The sequence below is a fragment of the Rhodococcus sp. 2G genome (genome assembly GCF_001886355.1).
In the GTDB taxonomy this organism is placed as follows: Bacteria; Actinomycetota; Actinomycetes; order Mycobacteriales; family Mycobacteriaceae; genus Rhodococcus; species Rhodococcus pyridinivorans.
Genome location: NZ_CP018063.1, coordinates 4765883 through 4786680, shown reverse-complemented (window position 1 = coordinate 4786680; position 20798 = coordinate 4765883). Strand labels below are relative to the sequence as shown.

18 protein-coding genes, 1 tRNA gene and 2 rRNA genes are annotated in these 20798 nt (G+C 66.4%); 7 read left to right on the top strand and 14 right to left on the bottom strand.

Features of this window, described 5'->3' with window-relative positions:
* Nucleotides 1-92 precede the first annotated feature (92 nt).
* The 3 genes from BO226_RS22710 to BO226_RS22700 form a co-directional block, all read right to left on the bottom strand.
* Nucleotides 93-2429: an MMPL family transporter gene (locus BO226_RS22710; RefSeq protein WP_006552527.1), complete on the bottom strand. Its 2337-nt coding sequence runs from the start codon at nucleotides 2427-2429 to the stop codon at nucleotides 93-95.
* Between the two features lie 67 nt (nucleotides 2430-2496).
* Complete coding sequence (locus BO226_RS22705; protein ID WP_006552528.1) at nucleotides 2497-3090, bottom strand: acyl-CoA-like ligand-binding transcription factor; 594 nt, start codon at nucleotides 3088-3090, stop codon at nucleotides 2497-2499.
* 96 nt (nucleotides 3091-3186) lie between these two features.
* The gene (locus tag BO226_RS22700) at nucleotides 3187-3651 is read right to left on the bottom strand and encodes an RrF2 family transcriptional regulator (protein WP_019290305.1); all 465 of its coding nucleotides are present in this window, start codon (nucleotides 3649-3651) and stop codon (nucleotides 3187-3189) included.
* Nucleotides 3652-3848: 197 nt separating this feature from the next.
* Between BO226_RS22700 and BO226_RS22695 the strand changes: the two genes are divergently transcribed.
* A complete protein-coding gene (locus BO226_RS22695; RefSeq protein ID WP_071936134.1) occupies nucleotides 3849-4796 on the top strand; it encodes a sterol desaturase family protein in 948 nt (315 codons plus the stop codon).
* On the opposite strand, the gene BO226_RS22690 is transcribed toward BO226_RS22695, so the two are convergent.
* Nucleotides 4777-5463, bottom strand: a complete 687-nt coding sequence (locus BO226_RS22690; RefSeq protein WP_006552531.1) for a YceI family protein — start codon at nucleotides 5461-5463, stop codon at nucleotides 4777-4779. The two genes, BO226_RS22695 and BO226_RS22690, sit on opposite strands and share 20 nt — an antisense overlap.
* Nucleotides 5464-5472: 9 nt before the next feature.
* Nucleotides 5473-7017, bottom strand: coding sequence for an MFS transporter (locus BO226_RS22685; protein WP_112319922.1), 1545 nt, complete (start codon nucleotides 7015-7017; stop codon nucleotides 5473-5475).
* Nucleotides 7018-7115: 98 nt separating this feature from the next.
* Between BO226_RS22685 and BO226_RS22680 the strand changes: the two genes are divergently transcribed.
* On the top strand, nucleotides 7116-7658 hold the full coding sequence (locus BO226_RS22680; RefSeq protein WP_071936536.1) for a TetR/AcrR family transcriptional regulator: 543 nt from the start codon (nucleotides 7116-7118) through the stop codon (nucleotides 7656-7658).
* Between the two features lie 63 nt (nucleotides 7659-7721).
* Here the strand turns inward: BO226_RS22680 and BO226_RS22675 are convergent, their stop codons facing one another.
* A complete protein-coding gene (locus BO226_RS22675; RefSeq protein ID WP_006552534.1) occupies nucleotides 7722-8216 on the bottom strand; it encodes a metallophosphoesterase family protein in 495 nt (164 codons plus the stop codon).
* 95 nt (nucleotides 8217-8311) lie between these two features.
* On the opposite strand from BO226_RS22675, the gene BO226_RS22670 reads away from it, so the two are divergent.
* A complete protein-coding gene (locus BO226_RS22670) occupies nucleotides 8312-9004 on the top strand; it encodes an SDR family oxidoreductase (RefSeq protein WP_071936133.1) in 693 nt (230 codons plus the stop codon).
* Between the two features lie 69 nt (nucleotides 9005-9073).
* Nucleotides 9074-9694, top strand: a complete 621-nt coding sequence (locus tag BO226_RS22665; RefSeq protein WP_232238013.1) for a hypothetical protein — start codon at nucleotides 9074-9076, stop codon at nucleotides 9692-9694.
* Here the strand turns inward: BO226_RS22665 and BO226_RS22660 are convergent.
* The 4 genes from BO226_RS22660 to BO226_RS22645 form a co-directional block, all read right to left on the bottom strand.
* Nucleotides 9648-10451: an alpha/beta fold hydrolase gene (locus BO226_RS22660; RefSeq protein ID WP_071936131.1), complete on the bottom strand. Its 804-nt coding sequence runs from the start codon at nucleotides 10449-10451 to the stop codon at nucleotides 9648-9650. The two genes, BO226_RS22665 and BO226_RS22660, sit on opposite strands and share 47 nt — an antisense overlap.
* Before the next feature lie 250 nt (nucleotides 10452-10701).
* Nucleotides 10702-10792, bottom strand: a tRNA-Ser gene (locus BO226_RS22655).
* A 46-nt stretch (nucleotides 10793-10838) separates the two neighbouring features.
* Nucleotides 10839-11315, bottom strand: a complete 477-nt coding sequence (locus tag BO226_RS22650; RefSeq protein ID WP_071936130.1) for a nucleoside deaminase — start codon at nucleotides 11313-11315, stop codon at nucleotides 10839-10841.
* Complete coding sequence (locus BO226_RS22645; protein WP_024102735.1) at nucleotides 11316-11876, bottom strand: tRNA adenosine deaminase-associated protein; 561 nt, start codon at nucleotides 11874-11876, stop codon at nucleotides 11316-11318. It abuts the gene before it with no gap.
* 48 nt (nucleotides 11877-11924) lie between these two features.
* Here BO226_RS22645 and BO226_RS22640 point away from each other — a divergent pair, with 48 nt between their 5' ends.
* On the top strand, nucleotides 11925-12887 hold the full coding sequence (locus BO226_RS22640) for a prephenate dehydrogenase (protein ID WP_071936535.1): 963 nt from the start codon (nucleotides 11925-11927) through the stop codon (nucleotides 12885-12887).
* Nucleotides 12875-14221, top strand: a complete 1347-nt coding sequence (locus tag BO226_RS22635; protein ID WP_071936129.1) for an amidase — start codon at nucleotides 12875-12877, stop codon at nucleotides 14219-14221. The genes BO226_RS22640 and BO226_RS22635 overlap by 13 nt, the downstream gene beginning before the upstream one ends.
* Here BO226_RS22635 and BO226_RS22630 read toward each other — a convergent pair.
* Nucleotides 14218-14817, bottom strand: a complete 600-nt coding sequence (locus BO226_RS22630) for a putative glycolipid-binding domain-containing protein (RefSeq protein WP_071936128.1) — start codon at nucleotides 14815-14817, stop codon at nucleotides 14218-14220. The genes BO226_RS22635 and BO226_RS22630 overlap by 4 nt on opposite strands.
* 86 nt (nucleotides 14818-14903) lie before the next feature.
* Entirely contained in the window at nucleotides 14904-15923 is a 1020-nt protein-coding gene (locus BO226_RS22625; protein ID WP_033097952.1) for a hypothetical protein, read from the bottom strand.
* A gap of 157 nt (nucleotides 15924-16080) precedes the next feature.
* On the opposite strand from BO226_RS22625, the gene BO226_RS22620 reads away from it, so the two are divergent.
* A complete protein-coding gene (locus BO226_RS22620) occupies nucleotides 16081-17196 on the top strand; it encodes a GIY-YIG nuclease family protein (RefSeq protein WP_231413647.1) in 1116 nt (371 codons plus the stop codon).
* Nucleotides 17197-17334: 138 nt separating this feature from the next.
* Here the strand turns inward: BO226_RS22620 and rrf are convergent.
* Both rrf and BO226_RS22610 read right to left on the bottom strand, forming a co-directional pair.
* Nucleotides 17335-17451: ribosomal RNA gene (gene rrf, locus BO226_RS22615) — 5S ribosomal RNA — on the bottom strand.
* A 110-nt stretch (nucleotides 17452-17561) separates the two neighbouring features.
* Nucleotides 17562-20697, bottom strand: a 23S ribosomal RNA gene (locus tag BO226_RS22610).
* Nucleotides 20698-20798 lie beyond the last annotated feature (101 nt).

Sequence of the window (20798 nt, the reverse complement as noted above, 5' to 3'; positions counted from 1 at the left end):
GCATTACGCTACCTGCGACTCCCTGCAGCAATCTTCACGATCCATCCGGGCGGCCACGCACCGCGTCGGGTACGTGGCCGCCCGGGGGTTCGTCACACGCGTGCGGATTCCGGTGCGGGCTCGGTGGCACCGAGCTCGCGGGTGAGCTTCTCGCCCTCGACGTCGACGTTCGGAAGGATCCGGTCGAGCCACTTCGGCAGCCACCACGCCTTGTCGCCGAGTAGCGCCATCACCGACGGGATGATGACCATGCGGACGATGAAGGCGTCGAAGAAGACCGCCGCGGCGAGTGCGAAACCGATCGACTTGATCAGCGAGTCCGGTTCGGCGATGAACGCCGCGAACACCGAGATCATGATGATCGCCGCTGCGCTCACCACGCGCGCGCCGTGTGCGAAGCCGCTGCGGACGGCCTCGAGTGCGCTCGCGCCGTGGACGTAGTCCTCACGCATACGCGTCACCAGGAACACTTGGTAGTCCATCGCAAGACCGAAGACGACGCCGATGAGGATGATCGGCATGAAGCTCACGATGGGCTGCGGGTTGGCGATCAGGCCGCCCCAGCCCTCCTGGAAGACCGCGACGGTGGCACCGAAGGTCGCCAGGACGCTGAGCAGGAAGCCGAGGGTTGCGGTGAGCGGCACCAGGATCGAGCGGAACACCAGCATCAGCAGGATGAAGGCGAGGCCGACGACGACCGCGAGGTACGGAGCCAGTGCGCTCTGGAGGCTGTCGGAGACGTCGCCCTCGAGCGCGGTCTGGCCGGTCACGCCGTAGGACAGGCCGAACTCCTCGTTCAGCTCGGTCTCGCCGTCGCGGATGCTCTGGACGAGGTCCATCGTCGCGGGATCGGTCGGGCCGCTGCGCGGAGTGACGAGGATCTGGGCGGTGTCTCCCGCCTCGTTCACCGCGACGATCTGGGCGTTGACGACCTCGTCGTTCTCGTACAGCTTGCCGACGACGGCACCGAACGCGACTGGGGCCTCCACGTCGGCGTTCTGGGTGTCGACGACGACGACCAGCGGGCCGTTGCGTCCGGGACCGAATCCCTCGTCGACCAGGTCGTAGGCCTTGCGGGCGCTGGTCGCCGGATCGGCGGTGGCCTCCGACGGCAGGGCGAGGTTCAGTCCGGTGGCGGGCAGCGCGAGCGCACCGAGGAGGACCACACCGGCGATGAGCGGGATGGCCGGGCGTCGCGTGATCAGGCCGACGAACTTGGCGCCCGCCTTGGGGGTGTCGTCGTCGGAACCGCGCTTGTTCAGGAACGGGATGCGGCCGGCGAAGGCCTTCTCCCCGAACAGTCCGAGCACGGCGGGCAGCAGCGACACGGCGATGAGCACGGCCATGAGCACCGTGAACGCGGCAGCGTAACCCATGACCGACAGGAACGGGATGCCGACGACGCTCAGCGCCATGAGGGCGATGATGACCGTCAGGCCAGCGAAGACGACCGCGGAACCGGCGGTGCCCACGGCACGGCCGGCGGCCTCGGTGCGATCAGAGGTGATGGTGAGTTCGTGCCGGAAGCGCGAGACGATGAACAGCGAGTAGTCGATCGCCACGGCCAGACCGATCATGACCGCCAGCGTCGGGGTCATCGAGCTGAGGTCGGCGAAGCCGGAGGCGATGGTGATGCCGAGGCTGCCGATGCCGACGCCGACGAGTGCGGTGACCAGCGGAAGTCCGGCGGCGACGAGCGAGCCGAAGGTCAGGGTGAGCACGATCGCGGCGATGCCGATGCCGATGAGTTCGGCGGTGCCACCGGGCATGCCCATCTCGGCGGCTGCCGTACCGCTGACCTCGACGGTCAGGCCGGCGTCACGGCCGATCTCGGCGGCGTCGAAGATCTGGTCGCGCAGGGCCTGGTCGACGTCGGTGATCTCGCCCTCGAACGGGACGGTGACGAAGCCGACGGTGCGGTCGGCGCTCAGCGGCGACAGGGCCTGAGCGTCGGACAGCGCAGCCTCTTCGGAGGTGCCCTGCTGCGCGGCGACGGCCTTCATCTGCTCGACGAGACCGGCGTCGGCGAGGACCGGGTTGACCAGCGCGCCGGCCTGTTCCTCCGGCGAGGCGGTGGCGGGGTCGACCTTGGCGGGCGGCGAGACGCGGTCGATGCCGCGGACCGCGGCGAGGACCTCGTCGACGGCGGCCAGGTTCTCGGGGTCGTCGAGCGTCTGCCCGTCGGGCGCGGCGAAGACGTAACGCGCGCTGAGCCCGTTCATCGGATCTTCGGTCGACGGGAACCGCTCCGCCATGAGGTCCTGGGTCTTCTGCGCGGGGGTGCCCGGAAGCGTGAACGCGTCCGTGGTGGGCCCGGACAGGGTTGCTGCACCGACCCCGAAGAGCACGAGCAGCGCGATCCAGAAGGACAGCACTGCGCCCTTCCGTCTGTGGGCGAACTTGCCCAGCCGGTACAGGTAGGTCGCCACGGGGCACCCTTTCTATGTCGGAAGATCCTGGTGGGGTCGGATGGTCGGAACGGGCAGAGGTCCGGAATCAGGAGAATCCGCGTCGGAGCTGGTCGAACGCCTCGCGGATGAGCTCTTCGACCGACCGGTCCGTCGTCCCGGTCGCGTGTGTCTCCATGGCCGCGCGCACGGCGCCCATGGCGGCGTAGTTCAGCAGCGAGGGGTACAGGTCGGCATCGGGGTCGGTGCCGGTGCGTTCGGCGATGATCTCGACGAGCAACTGCGACGAACGCCGCTCGACCTCGATCTGCCGGGACAACAGCACGTTGCTCTCCTCGAGCAGGGTGATGCACGCGACGATCTCGCCGAACGGCCAGTCGGGGTTCTGCACGACGTCCAGGGCCACCGTGAGCAGCGAATCCATGATGTCCTCGTCGGCGGGACGATCGCGCAGCAGGTCGATCCACTCCTCGACCCGGGTCTCGAGATACGCGAGGACGGCGTCTTCCTTGCTCGCGAAGTAGTTGTGGAAGGTGCGGGTCGAGACACCCGCGCGCGCTGCGATCGCATCGGCCGTCACGGCGGCCAGACCGTGTTCACGAGCGAGTTCGGCCGCGGCGGTCGCGAGAGCCGCACGAGTGGCCGCCTTCTTGCGGTCGCGCAGGCCGGGAGTGATGGTCACTCCATCCAGGTTACTGATTTTGCAGAGTTCTGTAAGTTTGCAGAGTCATGCAAATTTATGACATCGCCCACAGGCGTTCCCGGCCTATCGCGGGCTTCACACCCGGCGACGCTCCCAGGCGCCCGGATCCTTCGTAAGATCCTCCACGAAACCGGGGAGGTCTCCCGTGACGACATCCGCGAGCGATACCTCTTCGAGCACGGCGCGCAGGTTCACACGCACCGCGATCCACACGTCCTGCAGTCGTTCGGCCGCCCCGCTGTAGACGACGTCCTCGGGCCGCTCGCCACGCACCGACGCCAGCGGGCCCTCGACCGTGCGGATGATGTCGGCAATGGAGATCTCGGTCGCGGGTCGCGCGAGCCAGTAACCGCCCTCCGGTCCCCGCCGGCTGTTCACCAACCCACCGCGACGCAGGTCGGCGAGAACGGCCTCGAGGAACTTGTGCGGGATGGTCTGCGCCGTCGCGAGGGTCTCCGCCTTCGTCAGGCGACCGTCCTCGATCGCCGCGAGTTCGAGCAGGGTCCGCACGGCGTAGTCGACCCTCGCGGTGATGTGCATGCCATGCCTCTCGCGCTGCCTGATGTCGTCGGCCGGCCCGTCTCGACGGGACGGGTCAATTCCTACCAGCAATACCGAACCACCCGGAATCGTGAGGACGCGAGTCGCCACCCGGGTCCCGATTCGAGGGCCCTGGTGATGCAAGCCACACCAGCGGTAATGTGGACGGTTGTTCACAGCTATCGGAGGTCGTTGCGATGTGGGAAACCCTGCAGGAATCGTGGGGGTCGCTGCTCGACCCCCTCCACGATCCGGTGACCCTGGCGATCCCCGCCTTCCTCACCTTCCTGATCCTCGAATGGATCGCGGCCCGCACCCTCGAACACGTCGAGCCGGGCCCCGACGGACGCACCCGCCCCCCGCGCGGCGGCTACGAGAAGCGGGACGCACGCGCGAGCATCTCGATGGGTCTGGTCTCCATCGTCACGAGCGCCGCATGGAAGGTGCTGGCCCTCGTCGGATATTCGGCACTGTGGGTCTACGTCGCACCCTGGCACCTGCCCGCCGACGCCTGGTACACGTGGGTGATCCTGCTCGTCGGCATCGACGTCCTCTGGTACTGGTACCACCGGATGGCGCACCGCGTCCGCCTGGTCTGGGCGACCCACCAGGCGCACCACTCGAGCGAATACTTCAACTACGCGACCGCGCTGCGCCAGAAGTGGAACAACAGCGGCGAGATCATCATGTGGCTGCCGCTCCCCCTGATCGGCATCCCACCGTGGATGGTCTTCGTCGGCTTCTCCGTCAGCCTCGTCTACCAGTTCTTCGTGCACACCGAGCGGGTCGGCACGCTCCCCCGCCCGATCGAATTCGTGTTCAACACGCCCTCGCACCATCGGGTGCACCACGGCTCCGATCCCGACTACCTCGACCGCAACTACGCGGGCATGCTCATCATCTGGGACCGGATGTTCGGCACCTTCAAGGCCGAGGACCACCGGCCCACCTACGGGCTCACCAAGCCCGTCGGCACGTACAACATCTGGGACCTGCAGACGCACGAGTACCGGGCGATCGCCCGCGACTGGCGTACGGCCGGGACGTTCCGCGACAAGCTCGGTTACGCCTTCGGCCCGCCCGGCTGGGCGCCGAAACAGACCCACGCGGAGGAGACCGAGAACGTCAGTTCTGCTCGAACGTGACGAGGAAGTCGACGCTGCCCGCGCCGTCGACCGTCACGAATCCGAGGTTCGGCGGCTCCACGCCGTAATCGGTCCAGGTGGTGGGGATGCTCCCCGACGCCACGAGACGCTCACCCGTGCGCAGGACGTCGACGTCGACGGTCACGGGCCGTTCGGCGCCGCGCAGGGTGAGCGTGCCGGTCGCGGTGACGGAACCGATGCTGCCGTCGTCGGGCAGGGACGTCAGATCCACGGGCTCGGTGAGGGCGAACGTCGCCGTCGGGTGCGCCGCGGTGTCCATCACCCGAGTGCGAAACTGGCCGTCGCGCTGGCCACTGTCGGTGGTGATGCCCTCGACCTGCACGACGACCTCGGCGGCCTCGAGGGTGCCGTCGGTGATGGTCGCCGAACCGGAGACCTGATCGGTGCTGCCCACCACGGTGACGTCGGCCCCGCGCAGGATCTCGTGCACCGTGTAGCCGGCGGCGGTGCGGTTGGGTTCGGCACCCTCGACGACGGTCCACTCCCCGTCGAGCTCACCGGTCGCGGCTTCGGCACCTTCGGTCGAGACGGACGCGGCGGGCGCGTCGTCCTCGGCGATGAACGTCCCGTATACCCATGGGGCGACGAAGAAGCCGAGCAGCGCCACGACCACGACGGCGACGAGCGCCCACACCAGTTTCCGCATCCTGCAAATTTAAACGATGTCGGATTCCGTGTGGGGTGCTACGTCACTGCGGGGGCGCAACGTGAGCCACGCGATTCCGGCGGAGGCGATCATGAGGACCACCCCGATCCCGGAGGTGATCGTGACGCCGCTGTCGAACGCCGATCCTGCTGCGGCGAGCAACGCGTCGGCCCGGTCGGCGGGCAGGTTCCCGGCCACGGCGTGGGCGCCGCCGAGCGTCTCCCGAGCAACCTCCGACTGTTCCGTGCTCAGCCCGGCAGGGAGCAGGAGATGCGCAGTGTAGGACGCGGAGAGCACCGACCCGAGGATCGCCGTACCGAGCACGGCACCCATCTCGTAAGCCGTCTCCGACACCGCCGACGCGGCACCGGCCTTCGCGGGCGGGACACTCGACACGATGAGGTCGTTCGACAGCGTCTCCGCCGCACCGATACCCGCGCCGAGGACCGCGAACGCCACGATGATCGGGGTGAGCGCCGACGGTGAGGCGAGCAGGAACACCAGCGCGTAGCCGGTCGCCGAGAGCAGGAGCGCGCAGACGATGATCGACGACGGCTGCACCCACCGCACGAGCGCGACGACCGACATCCCGGCCACGACCATCACCGCCAGTCCCGGGACCAGGCTCAGGCCGGCCTCCATCGGGCTCTGTCCGATCACCAGTTGCAGATGCTGGGACACGAAGAACAGGAAGCCCACGAGGGAGACGACGGACAGTAGGTTCACCGCGACGGCACCGGAGAAGGTGGGCACGCGGAACAGACGGACGTCGAGCATGGGGTTCGGGCGCTGCAACTGCCGGCGCACGAACGCGACGAGCGCGACCACACCGACCACGGCCGGAACGACGGCGACGGCACCGAGGCCACTGTCGGCGATCTTCTTGATCGCGAAGACGATCGGCGCAAGGGTCAGCAGTGACAGCGCGATGCTCACGATGTCGATGCGGCCCGGATTCGGGTCCTTCGACTCGGGGACGAACATCGGCGCGAGCACGAGCAGCGGGATCAGCACCGGCACGGCCAACAGGAAGACCGAGCCCCACCAGGCATGTTCGAGCAGGAATCCGCCCATGATCGGCCCGAGTGCAGCGCCCGCCGCGAAACACGAGGCCCAGATCGCGATGGCGAGACGGCGCTGGGTGGCATCGAGAAAGATGTTGCGCAGCAACGACAGCGTGGACGGCATGAGCATGGCCCCGAAGAAGCCGAGTGCACCGCGGGCGGTCACGAGCAGTTCCGCGGAAGGTGCGTAGGCCGCAGCGACCGAGACGGCGGCGAATCCGGTCGCGCCGATGAGCAACAGGCGGCGTCGCCCGATGCGGTCGCCGAGGCTGCCCATCGCCACCAGCAGACCTGCGAGCACCAGCGGGTAGATGTCGATGATCCACAACTGTTGCGCAGCGGTGGGCTGCAGCGCGGAGGAGATCCCGGGCAGCGCGAAGGCCAGGACGGTGTTGTCGACCGACACGAGCAGCACCGGAAGCATCAGTACCGCGAGCGCGACCCAGTCCCGAGGAGCCGCCTTCGTCACGGTGGGTTCCGAAACAGGCACAGATGTCGCCACGGATATCGAACTTTCGCGAGAGAGGAATCGAACCGTCGTTACTGTACCAGCTGGACGGTACAGTAACCACGTCGTACGATCGGGCCGTGCCACCTGCCCCTGCCGCCCGCGCCAAACTTCTCGACGCCTTCGTGACGATCCTGCTCGAGCAGGGCGAGCGCGCCGCGACACTCGAGTCCGTCGCCGCGGCGGCGAACGTGTCCAAAGGTGGTCTGCTCTATCACTTCCCGTCCAAGGACGCCCTCGTCGAGGCTCTCGCCGAACACCTCGAGACACTGGCAGCCGACGACGCCGAACTGATGCGCACGGCTCCCGAAGGACCGGCGACCTACTACATCCGCACCTCGGTCTTCGCCGACACCCCGCTCGACCGGGCCATCGTCGCCCTGACCCGCCTGAGCCAGACCGCGAACCCGCGCGCCCAGCAGGCGCTGCGCCGCATCCATCAGGGCTGGTTCGAGGCACTGTCCGACGAGGTCACCGATCCCGCTGCGGCACGAGCGGTGATGCTCATCGGCGACGGGCTCTACTACGGCGCCGCCATGTCGGGCGAGACAAGCACGACGCCGCCCGAGGACGTCGACGAACTCCTGAAAGTCGTGCGGAAACTGATCGGCTCGAGCGACTGAGTTCGGGGAGGTTGTGTGCGTCCGTTCGCGAAAATACGCACACAACCTCCCCTTCGATCGCCCTCACCCGAGCCGATGCAGTTCGACGTCGCGGAGCACGCCGTCGTCGATGGTCGCGGTCATGTAGGTGCAGTACGGCTGCCGACGCCGGTCGGTGGGTGAACCCGGGTTGAGCAGGCGCAATCCGCTCGGCGCGGTCGTGTCCCAGGGGATGTGCGAGTGGCCGAAGACGAGGACGTCGGTGTCGGGATAGGCCGCGGCCATCCGATTGTCGCGCCCGGTCGACGCCCCGGTCTCGTGCACCACCGCGACGCGCACACCGTCGAGGGTCACCCGCGCGACCTCCGGCAGCCGTTCCCGCAGGAGCGGACCGTCGTTGTTGCCCCAACACGCGACCAGCTGCCGGGACCGCTCTTCCAGCGCGTCGAGCAGTGTCACGTCCATCCAGTCGCCCGCGTGGATCACCACGTCCGCGCGGGCCACCTCGTCCCACACCTGCGACGGCAGGTCGCGGGCGCGCGTCGGTACGTGGGTGTCGGCGAGCAGCAGCAGTCGCATGGCCCCAGTCTGCCGTGGGGTCACAGTCTGCCGTGGGGTCACGGTCTGCCGTGGGTTCGCAGTGTGCCGCGGGCGTTCATGGGTAACCACGACGCATGACCACTCCAGCTCACGACAGACTCGCCATCGTCACCGGCGCCGACTCCGGCATGGGCAAGGCGACCGCCGAACTGCTCGCCACCGAGGGGTTCGACGTCGGCATCACCTTCCACACCGACGAGGCCGGGGCCGAGGACACCCGCGCCGGGGTCGAACAGCGCGGACAGCGGTGCTTCGTGGCCCGACAGGACCTGACCAGCCCGGACACCGCCGATGTGATCGACGAACTCACCGGAAAGCTCGGCGGTCTCGGGGTGCTGGTGAACAACGCCGGCACCGGACACCGCGACGAGGTGCTCGACCTGTCCTTCGAACGGTGGCGGGAGATGCTCTCCACCGACCTCGACGGCCCGTTCCTGTGCTCCCAACGCGCCGCGCGACACATGATCGACTCCGGGGGCGGCGGCCGCATCGTCAACATCACGAGCGTCCACGAGCACATCCCCCGCTACGGCGCCTCCGCCTACTGCACGGCGAAGGCCGGCCTCGGCATGCTCACGCAGTGCCTCGCACCGGGCAACCCCACCGGACGTCCCGGACACGTCAACGAAGTCGCCTCCGTCGTCGCCTTCCTCGCGTCCCCACGCTCGTCGTACCTGACGGGGCGCTCGATCCCCGTCGACGGCGGCCTCATGTTGATGGCCGCGCACGGACACGACATGAACGACGGGAGTTGGCGCGAACTCTGACGACGACCGGCCGCCCATCCGCTAGCGTCCACCGGCGGATCGGTGGTCGACTCGGAATGGGGGAACTGGATGCGCACGACACCATCTGCGGAGCGATTCGGGCCGGGAACGGCGAGGGGTTACCGAGCGACCCATCGTCCCGAGGTGTGGGGAGCGCTGATCGGCGCGGGTGGCGCGTCGGCCTTCATGCTCGTGAACGGTGCCGCTCTGGGATCACCGTGGACCTGGATCGTCGTTGTCGGATGGTTCTGCGCCATCGCTGTTTTCGTCTGGGCTGTGCTCATACGACCGCGGAGTTTCGAGCAGTTGGAGCCGCCCTCGAAGCAGGCATCGACGATCCACCTCGTGTCGGTCGCGGCCATGGTCGTGCTGATCGTCGGTGGCGCAAGGCTTCTCGCGTTGTTCGATCGTTCGGAACTGACGGTCGCGTGGGTGGTCTGCGTCGTCGGTGCGCACTTCGTTCCCTTCGCACGGGCCTTCGGTCGCGCGATGTTCCGGGTCATGGGCTGGGGAATGCTGGTGATCGGAATCGTCGGTCTGGCAGGCGGTCTCGCATCGCCTGCGGTGGCAGCCGTCGCCGGTGTCGCGGCGGGGCTGTGGATGTTCGCCGTGGTGGTCGCCGACGCCGTCGGCCGACCTCTCGTCACCGGGCGTCGGCCCGACTCCACAGTTCCTCGAGCGCCTCGTTGACTCGTTCCGGCTGCTGGACGTGCGGGTAGAAACCGGGAACTTCGAGCAGTTCTCCCCCGATCCGGTCGGCGACGACCCGCGCCGTGATCGTCAGCGGATCTCCCACCAGCCGCTTGTACTCGTCGGGTGCGCCCGCCCAGTCACCGACGACGACGAGCTTCGGCCACGGCGCCGCCGCGAGCGACTCGAGGGGGATGTCGGCGTCCCAGCACGGTCTCTCCCGCATCGACGTCGCCGCTGCGCGTAGTCGCTTCGGGGTGGGTTCCGCCGGCGGCATGCCGACGCTCTCCGTGATGAGACGCAGATAGTCCTCCGCAGTGAGCTCGGGCGGGAGCGTCACCTGGGACGCGCGAGCGCGGGCGAGGTTCTCGGCGACCACCGGTTCGCTCTCCGCAACCTTCAGGCACCCGGGCTGGATCAGGCACAGCGACCGCACCAGGTCCGGCCGTTCCACCGCCGCGAGCATCGCTGCGACCGCACCGTACGAATGTCCGACGAGATGGGCGCCGTCACCGAGCAGTTCGACGATGTCGGCGGCGTCCACCTCGTAGTCGGTGCGATGGGCCCCGTCGAGATCCGGCGAGTCGCCGTGCCCGCGGCGGTCCATCAGGATCAGCCGACGTGACGCCCCCAAGGGCCGCTGCCGACCGAATCCGTAGGTCTCGTCGTCTCCCCAGGCCAGCACCCCGTGCACGAGAACGGCCGGCGGGACGTCGGATTCGGCGGGTCCGACGATCGTCGAGCAGACGCGATCCACAGTTCTCCTTCCGATTGCGAGCATGCAGGCGCGAACCTATCGGAAGACCTGGGCGGATGCAGGTAGCCCGACCCACACTCCCTCGGGCGCTTCGTCGACTCCGCAGTCCACTCGCAATCAAGTTCGCTATCCGCCACAGCAATTGCCGCGGCGGATAGCAAAAGCCGTAGCGGATGCTTCGGACCCCGGCCTTGGCGACCTGCAGACATGAGAAAAGCCCCTCACCTGCACTAACAGGTAAGGGGCTCTCTGGCGGTGGCGGTGGGATTTGAACCCACGGACGGGGGTTACCCGTCACGCGCTTTCGAGGCGCGCTCCTTCGGCCGCTCGGTCACGCCACCGCTGACGACTCTAGCGGATTGCAGGCCTCATCCTGAAATCGCCTGGTCACAGCTCCGAAGCCGGCCCTCGATGTTCCCGGAAGAACGCCTCGAGCACGGCCGCGCACTCGGCTTCGAGCACACCACCGCGCACTTCCGGACGGTGCGTGAGGCGCCGATCGCGCACCACGTCCCACAGCGACCCGACGGCGCCCGTCTTCGGCTCCCACGCCCCGAAGACCACCCGCGATACCCGGGAGAGCACCAACGCTCCCGCGCACATCGTGCAGGGTTCGAGGGTCACGGCGAGGGTTGCGCCCTCGAGACGCCATCCGTCGCCGTAGACCTGCGCTGCCGCGCGCAGAGCGAGCACCTCGGCGTGCGCTGTGGGGTCGCCGGTGGCCTCGCGGGAGTTCGCCGCTCGCGCGATCTCGGTGCCGTCCGGCCCGAACACCACCGCGCCCACCGGTACGTCACCGGCGGGCGCGGCAGCGGCGGCCTTCAGCGCGACCCGGATCAGTGCCTCGTCGTCGCGCAGCCCCATCTAACGGAGCTTGTCCAGGGTGTTACCCAGGACGTCGTCGAAACCGAGTCGCTGGGCGATCTCGTCGAGTTGCTCGTCGGGATACAGGTCGGTCTCCGACAGGATCACCGAGAGCACCGGCTCGGGCAGACCCATGTCGGCCAGGATGCCGAGGTCGCCTTCCTCCCACGGCTCGATGTCGTCGAGCTCGTCGGGATCGATATCGGGGATCTCGATGTTCAGCGCATCGAGGACGTCGGCGGCGATGTCGTAGTCGACGGCCATCGTCGCGTCGGACAGCAGCAACCTCGTTCCCGCAGGTGCGGGACGCACGATGATGAAGAATTCGTCGTCCACATTCAGCAGACCGAAGACTGCGCCGGAACTTCTCAGCTCCCGCAACTCGGTCACTGCGGTATCGAGACTCGTCAGTGCGGCACCGGACAACACCCGGCACTTCCAACGACCTTCCTCCCGCGTCACGGCGACGGCGAAGCCGTCGAGGTCGTCGCTCGAATTCCCGGCGGGGTTCCCGCTCTGGGTCACGGAAGGGCTCTTGTTCCCTACACGCTGTGCAGCCATGGGCGCAACGGTAGTCGGCCACGTCCGGTGAATGAAGCCCAGCACGGGATATGCCAACCTGATGAGGTGTCCTCAGCCGTCTCTTTCCCGCCCGTCTGTGTCCTCGGCCTCGGTCTGATCGGTGGTTCTCTGCTGCGCGCCGCCGCGGCCACCGGAAGGCAGGCGTGGGGTTACAACAGGTCGTCGCAGGCCGTGGAGGCCGCCGTCGCCGACGGCTTCGACGCGTCCACCGACCTCACGGCCACGCTGCGTCGCGCAGCCGACACCAGCGCCCTGGTGGTGATCGCGGTGCCGATGCCGGCAGTGGGCAGCATCCTCGAGGCGGTGGCCGAGCACGCCCCCGAGGTCGCGCTCACCGACGTGGTGAGCATCAAGGCGGAAGTGGCCGCTGCCGTCGCCGCTCACGGCCTGTCGCGGCGTTTCGTGGGTGGACACCCCATGGCAGGTACGGCGGAGTCCGGCTGGACCGCTGGGACCGCCGACCTGTTCCGCGACGCGGTGTGGGTGGTGACCGTCGACGACGGCACCGATCCCGAGGTGTGGCGGCAGGTCGCCGACCTCGCGCTCGACTGCGGCTCCGTCGTCGTGCCCGCCGAATCCCGGGAGCACGACGCGGCGGTCGCGCGAGTCTCCCATCTCCCCCATCTCCTCGCCGAAGCGCTGGCCCTCTCGGGCGCCGGAGGCGGCGATCTCGCACTCGGTCTCGCCGCCGGCTCCTTCCGGGACGGCACACGGGTCGCCGCGACGGCCCCGGCCCTGGTCGACGCGATGTGCGAAGGCAACGCGGAAGCCCTGCTGGTCGCGCTGGACGAGACACTCGAGGTGCTGAGAACGGCCCGGGAGCAACTGGCCGACCGCAGCACCTCCGAACTCACCCGCGCCGGTCACGCGGCTCGGACCCGCTACGAACAGCGCCGTCGCGACCCCATCGTCGGCACGCAGCCCGGCGACGAGGGCTGGATCGCAGCGTTCCGCGAGGCCGGACGACGCGGTGGAGTGTGGACACGATGAACCTCCGCGACATCGCCTCGGCGCTGACCACCGGCAAGACGACCCCCACCGAACACGTCCGCTCGGTTCTCGCCGAACTCGACGCCCTCGTCGGGACCCCCTGGGGGAACACCGTCGCCGCCCGCAACGACGAGGCGGCGCTCGAAGCCGCAGCCCTCGCCGACGAGCAGATCGCCGCCGGGAACTGGATCGGCCCGTTGCACGGCGTCGCGGTCGCGGTGAAGGACAACATCGACGTCGCCGGGTTCCCCACCCGCTGCGGCAGCGCGGTCCTCGCCGATGCGCCTCCGGCCCGGCGCGATGCTCGCGTCATCGAGAAGCTCCGCGAAGCCGGAGCCATCGTGGTGGCGAAGACCCATCTCCACGAGTTCGCCTACGGGCCCACCGGGTTGATCAATGTGTCCGGCGCGGCCCCCCACCCCCACAACCCGGACCTGATCAGCGGTGGTTCGTCGTCGGGCTCCGCAGTGCTGGTCGCGAGGGGCGTCGTGCCCGTCGCGCTGGGAACCGACACCGGCTGCAGCGTCCGTACCCCGGCGGCGCTGTGCGGGATCGTCGGATTCAAGCCGGGCTTCGGTGCCCTGCCCGAGCAGGGCGTGTTCCCGCTGTCGACGACCTTCGACCACGTCGGTCTGCTCGCCGCCGACGCTCTGGACGCCTCACTCGCGTGGGGCGCCCTTCCGGGCATCGCGCACCTGCGCACCCCGGTCTCCGAACTGCGCATCGGACGCCTGCGGGGCGGCATCTGGGATCTGTCACCCGTCTTCGACGAGGCCGTCGAGACGGCGTGCCGCACCCTCACGGATCTGGGCGCCCGCGTCGTCGACGTGGAACTGCCCGAGACCGACGAGATGCTCGAGCTGTATCCCGTGGTCACCGGCTCGGAAGCATACGAGACGCATCGCGCGTGGTTCGAAGCCGATCCCGACCGCTACCAGCCTCCGACGGCCGCTCTGCTCGCCGCGCAACGCGACCGGCCGGCCTACGAATACATCCACGCGGCCCGGGCGGTGGCGCGACTACGTCACGACGTCGTGCACCGCCTCCGCACCGTGGACAAGCTCGACGCGCTGATCACCGTCACTACCGGCGTGCGTTCGGCGCCGCTGACGAGCGATCCCGTCGAGCTGCGCGCACCGCTGCTGCAGATGTGTGTCCCGTTCAGCGTCCTCGGTGTCCCGGCCCTGTCGGTGCCGGCTCCTGACGGCGGGTCGTCGCCGGTCGGACTCCAGATCGTCGGCCTCACCGGCGGCACGCACGGGCACGGCAGCCACCCCGCCGAATCGGCCGCGTTCGCCGTGGCGATGGCGGTGGAGGCGTCGGGACAGCCCTAGATGCGGGAGGCGAGTCCTCGGTACTCGAGGACGAAGCCGTCCTCGTCGACGGTCACCGACGACGACGAGCGCGGCGACAGCACATGGATGCCATCGGACGCACTGCTGTAGACGACCGTCGCCTCCTCGATGCTGAGATCGATGAGGTTGACGTAGACGACGGGCACCTCCACGTCGTCGGCTCCGGCCTGCAGGTCGTGCCGGCGGATGGGCAGGGCGTTGAAGAACGGGCTGAACACCACATCGACGTCCAACGCCCCGCCGAAGGTGGACCGCTGATGGTCGATGCCGTTGTCGGACATCCAGATGCCCTCTTCGGACCGGGTGAGGGACATGTGCCGCTCGCCCGAAGCGAGGGTGGTGCGCACCGACAATCGGCGGGTGACACCGTTCTCATCCGTCACCAGGTCGTACGACGCGCTGAAGGCCGGATGGTCGGTGCACTCCGCACCCACGATGCGACCGGACGCCTTGATGCGGCGGCCGGAGAGCTGTACTCGTACCGACTCCATCCGAGACACATCGGCCGCACGCCACGTGAGTAGCGCGGGCCACGTCGACGCGGAACCGGTGGCGTCAGAGGCTGGGGTGCTCACGGTCTATACGGTATGCGACGAAGCGCACACGGTGGGCAGCGGTGCCGTGATTCGTCCACAACACGGTTGCGGCGGGGCCCACCTGCTCACGCCGTGTCCGGCAGCGCCTCGTGCCGGGACATCTGACGCAGGTGGTGTGAGAACACCGACAGCGCCGCGGCGCCCACGGCGACGTTGAGCAGCGCCCCGAACTCCTGGACGGCGAACTCCAGCACGTCGACGAAGAAGACGGTGATCAACGCGGCCGTCCGGAGCGCACGGATCGCCCACCTCCGCCTGCGCCACAAACCCACCGATCCCACCACGCACAGCAGGACGGTGACTCCGGAGCCGACGAGCTGGATCACGGTCACCACGTTGCTCGTCCGCGCGGCGAGATCCTCCTCCAAGGTCGCAGCGGCATTGAGGAGAATGCCGACGGAGAAAACGGTGAGCAGGGCTGCCGCGACGCGGACGCTGCGCTCACCTCGCAGTCGCTCCGGCAGCCGGAGCGACACCCACGAGAAGCGCGATGGTACCTCCCGGCACCGGGCGAGCAGGAGATCGATCTGTTCGACGACTTCGGGATCGACTCCACCCTCACGTGCGCGTTCGAGCTGCACTCGCGCCTGGTCGCGATCGGTCGGGGTCAGGCCGTGGGCGAGCCCGTCCGTCGCCGTGAGCGCGGCGTTGGCGAGATACTCGTCGGGCGACGGCCCGCGACGGAGGTGCACCGCTCGATTGACGACGAGCAGCAACACGACCACCACGTACATGATCGCCACCGAGGGTCGGTAGAAGTAGTCGTTGGTCTTCGTGACGAACTTGCCGACCTCGTCGAGGAAGAGACCGAACCCGATACCGCCGAGCAGCACCGCGATGCGGTCGGGCGCCCTGCCGATGAAGGTCAACGAGACCATCAGCGCGGCGACCATGAGCAGACCGCCCCACAGCACGTGAGCGATGTGCAGGACCGACCCGCCGACCTGCGGATAGCCCGTCAGATGCAGGTACAGACGGGTGACGAGGATGGTCGCGACCGTGATGATCAGAAGTGCTTCGACCTGCGCGGACGACGCGGTGTCCCGCAACAACCGAGAACGGGAACGGGTCCGCACCGCTGTCATGGCACGCGAGCTTATCCGGCTCGGGTTCTCCTCGGGTTCTTCCTCCGGATTCGGCGGCGCGGCGCCTGCGCGGAGCGACTCCCCAATCTTGTGTGTGGCCTAGAGTCGCTCTATGCGCACAGTGTGGACAGTTCCTCCGAACATTGCCCAAACTCTGTTGGAATCTCCCGAGATCCAGATGTTCCTGACCAGCAACGAGTTGCCGGATACAGCGGACGATCCACGCCAGAGACTTGCGGAGTTCACCCACGCGCTCGGCGCCCTCAGCCGTCACATCGGACGCACCTTCGGTTCCGTGGACGCAGCCAACCGCGAACTGTTCGGCGGCTCCGCCGGCAAGGTCCCCGTGGCACTGCGCCTGACCGTCCTGCGGGCTCTCGTGAACCATGTCGAAGACCGCGCCCCCAGCCCGAAACTGCTTCCGAAGAACATCTGCGACCAGCTCGGCGCCTACGTCTACGCCCTGCTCGACCCTCGCGACCGGAGCATCTTCTACGTCGGCGCCGGACGCGGAAATCGCATCTTCACCCTCGTCTGGACGGCGCTCGGAGAGACCTCGAAGCTGACCGAGGCCGGCGAGAAGACACCGCTGGCCACCCCCGAGACCGAGGCGGCTCTGCGGCGCATCCGAACCGTCTACGAGTCCGGCTACGCGGTGGAGCATTTCGTCGTGGCCGACGCGCTGAACCCGAAGACCGACGCCGACCACACCGCCGCAGTGACGGCCGAAGCGGTCATCGCGGCGCTCGGACTGACCGAACCGCACCGCGGCGAATGCGTACTCACCAACCTGGCGGGCGCAACCGAGGAGTCCGAAGCCGATCGCACGGCGATCCCGATCGCGGAGCTCGTCCGTCAGTACTCGGCCTCGCCTGCTCCCGAGCTGCCGACGCCATGCGTGGTGCTGCGGGTCAACGAAGCGAAGAAGGCGTCGCCGGCTGCGGTGCGCGAACTCGCGTCCAAGCCGTGGCCGGCAGGATCGGCGGCGCGTGGAATCGACGGACTGCCGATCATCGTCGTCGCCGACAACATCGTCCGCGCGGTCTACCGCGCTACCGGGTGGGAGGCAGCCGCTCGCACGGAGGAGAACGGCGGCACGATCCTCTACCGGTTCGTTGGGGAGGCCGACGAAGAGCTCGAGGGCAAGTTCGTGAACACTCGCGTCACGCCGGACCGGCTGGGTCTCAAGCGTTGGCCGTCGCACGGTTGGGCTCCGCGTCTGACGCGTGCACTGCCGCGGCCGGTCGCGCGTCCGAAGGCACCGCGCCCCTGATTCTCCGGCTGCTTCCCGGTTCGTCTGCGGACCGGGAAGCAGCTCGTGCCGGTTCTCGAAAACCGTTGGGCCGGCACATTTTCTGCATAAGAAAACACGAAAGGGGACCCACAGTGTGGGTCCCCTTTCGGAACGGGTGTTCGGCGGTGTCCTACTCTCCCACACCCTGTCGAGTGCAGTACCATCGGCGCAGACAGGCTTAGCTTCCGGGTTCGGAATGGGACCGGGCGTTTCCCTGTCGCTATGACCGCCGTAACTCTATGAAACAATATTCCACGCATCAGGAGTATCGAAAACCCGTGTCGGGCTTCGATATCTGATGTGTGTGTTGTTTCAGATACCGCACAGTGGACGCGTAACATCTTCGTGGTAAGTCCTCGGCCTATTAGTACCGGTCACCTCCACCCATTGCTGGGCTTCCAGTTCCGGCCTATCAACCCGGTGGTCTGCCGGGGGCCTTACCCCCTCGAGGGGGTGAGAAACCTCATCTTGGAACAGGCTTCCCGCTTAGATGCTTTCAGCGGTTATCCCTTCCGAACGTAGCCAACCAGCCATGCCCCTGGCGGGACAACTGGCACACCAGAGGTTCGTCCGTCCCGGTCCTCTCGTACTAGGGACAGCCTTCCTCAAGTTTCTAACGCGCGCGGCGGATAGAGACCGAACTGTCTCACGACGTTCTAAACCCAGCTCGCGTGCCGCTTTAATGGGCGAACAGCCCAACCCTTGGGACCTACTCCAGCCCCAGGATGCGACGAGCCGACATCGAGGTGCCAAACCATCCCGTCGATATGGACTCTTGGGGAAGATCAGCCTGTTATCCCCGGGGTACCTTTTATCCGTTGAGCGACACCGCTTCCACATGCCGGTGCCGGATCACTAGTCCCGACTTTCGTCCCTGCTCGACCTGTCAGTCTCACAGTCAAGCTCCCTTGTGCACTTGCACTCGACACCTGATTGCCAACCAGGCTGAGGGAACCTTTGGGCGCCTCCGTTACATTTTGGGAGGCAACCGCCCCAGTTAAACTACCCACCAGGCACTGTCCCTGAACCAGATCATGGTCCGAGGTTAGAGGTCCAATACGATCAGAGTGGTATTTCAACAACGACTCCACCCATACTGGCGTATGAGCTTCACAGTCTCCCACCTATCCTACACAAACCGAACCGAACACCAATACCAAGCTATAGTGAAGGTCCCGGGGTCTTTTCGTCCTGCCGCGCGTAACGAGCATCTTTACTCGTAATGCAATTTCGCCGAGTCTGTGGTCGAGACAGCAGAGAAGTCGTTACGCCATTCGTGCAGGTCGGAACTTACCCGACAAGGAATTTCGCTACCTTAGGATGGTTATAGTTACCACCGCCGTTTACTGGGGCTTAAATTCTCAGCTTCGCGGAGTAAACCCCGCTAACCGGTCCTCTTAACCTTCCAGCACCGGGCAGGCGTCAGTCCGTATACATCGTCTTACGACTTCGCACGGACCTGTGTTTTTAGTAAACAGTCGCTTCTCTCTGGTCTCTGCGACCACCCCCAGCTCGGACCGCAAGGGCCGTCACCGGGCGTGGTCCCCCTTCTCCCGAAGTTACGGGGGCATTTTGCCGAGTTCCTTAACCACAGTTCTCTCGATCGCCTCGGTATTCTCTACCTGACCACCTGTGTCGGTTTGGGGTACGGGCCGTGTACCAACTCACTAGAGGCTTTTCTCGGCAGCATAGGATCACTGAATTCCCCTCAACGGGTACGCATCACCTCTCAGGCCGTATGTGACACGGATTTGCCTATGTCACGCCCTACCGGCTTACACCAGGTACTCCATCACCTGGCCCAGCTACCTTCCTGCGTCACCCCATCGCTTGACTACTACAATCAGGGTCCCGTGCAGCCATCCCCACAGTTCCCGAAGGAACAGCGGAAACTTTTGGACGGTTAGCACAACTGATTCGCCATTGGGCGCGGATACACGGGTACGGGAATATCAACCCGTTGTCCATCGACTACGCCTGTCGGCCTCGCCTTAGGTCCCGACTCACCCTGGGCGGATTAACCTGGCCCAGGAACCCTTGGTCATCCGGCGGACGAGTTTCTCACTCGTCTTTCGCTACTCATGCCTGCATTCTCACTCGCACAGCCTCCACACCTGGATCACTCCGGCGCTTCCACGGCTGCACGACGCTCCCCTACCCACCCACACCACTGCACACGTTCCCGCAGGAACGAATGGGTGTTGTGTGAGTGCCGCGGCTTCGGCGGTGTACTTGAGCCCCGCTACATTGTCGGCGCAGAACCACTTGACCAGTGAGCTATTACGCACTCTTTCAAGGGTGGCTGCTTCTAAGCCAACCTCCTGGTTGTCTCAGCGATCCCACATCCTTTTCCACTTAGTACACGCTTAGGGGCCTTAGCCGGCGATCTGGGCTGTTTCCCTCTCGACTACGAAGCTTATCCCCCGCAGTCTCACTGCCGCGCTCTCACTCACCGGCATTCGGAGTTTGGCTGATTTCGGTAAGCTTGTGGGCCCCCTAGACCATCCAGTAGCTCTACCTCCGGTGAGAAACACGCGACGCTGCACCTAAATGCATTTCGGGGAGAACCAGCTATCACGGAGTTTGATTGGCCTTTCACCCCTACCCACAACTCATCCCCTCAGTTTTCAACCTAAGTGGGTTCGGGCCTCCACGACGTCTTACCATCGCTTCACCCTGGCCATGGGTAGATCACTCCGCTTCGGGTCTAGAACATGCCACTCATGCGCCCTATTCGGACTCGCTTTCGCTACGACTACCCCACACGGGTTAACCTCGCGACATGCCACTAACTCGCAGGCTCATTCTTCAAAAGGCACGCCATCACCCACCACGAACTGAATCGTGCATCGGCTCTGACGGATTGTAAGCGCACGGTTTCAGGTACTATTTCACTCCCCTCCCGGGGTACTTTTCACCTTTCCCTCACGGTACTAGTCCGCTATCGGTCACCAGGGAGTATTCAGGCTTATCGGGTGGTCCCGACAGATTCACACCGGATTTCACGGGCCCGGTGCTACTCGGGTATTCGAATCGACAGTCACCGTGTTTTCGTCTACGGGATTCTCACCCTCTACGACAGGCCGTTCCAGACCACTTCGACTAACACGACGATTTCTCACTGTCGGCCGGCATGGCAGCGCCGACACAACGAACCCCACAACCCCGAATACACAACCCCTGCCAGGTATCACATGTACTCGGTTTAGCCTCATCCGCTTTCGCTCGCCACTACTCACGGAATCACATGTTGTTTTCTCTTCCTGTGGGTACTGAGATGTTTCACTTCCCCACGTTCCCTCCACACACCCTATATATTCAGATGCGGGTAACACGACATCACTCGTGCTGGGTTTCCCCATTCGGAAATCCTCGGATCACAGCTCGGTTGACAGCTCCCCGAGGCATATCGCAGCCTCCCACGTCCTTCATCGGCTCCTGGTGCCAAGGCATCCACCGTACGCTCATAAACACTTACAACAAAGATGCTCGCGTCCACTGTGCAGTTCTCAAACAACACACAACAACCCCTACCAACGCCGGCCACACGGCCAACCGCCTTCGTAAGTCATCGTCGCTGA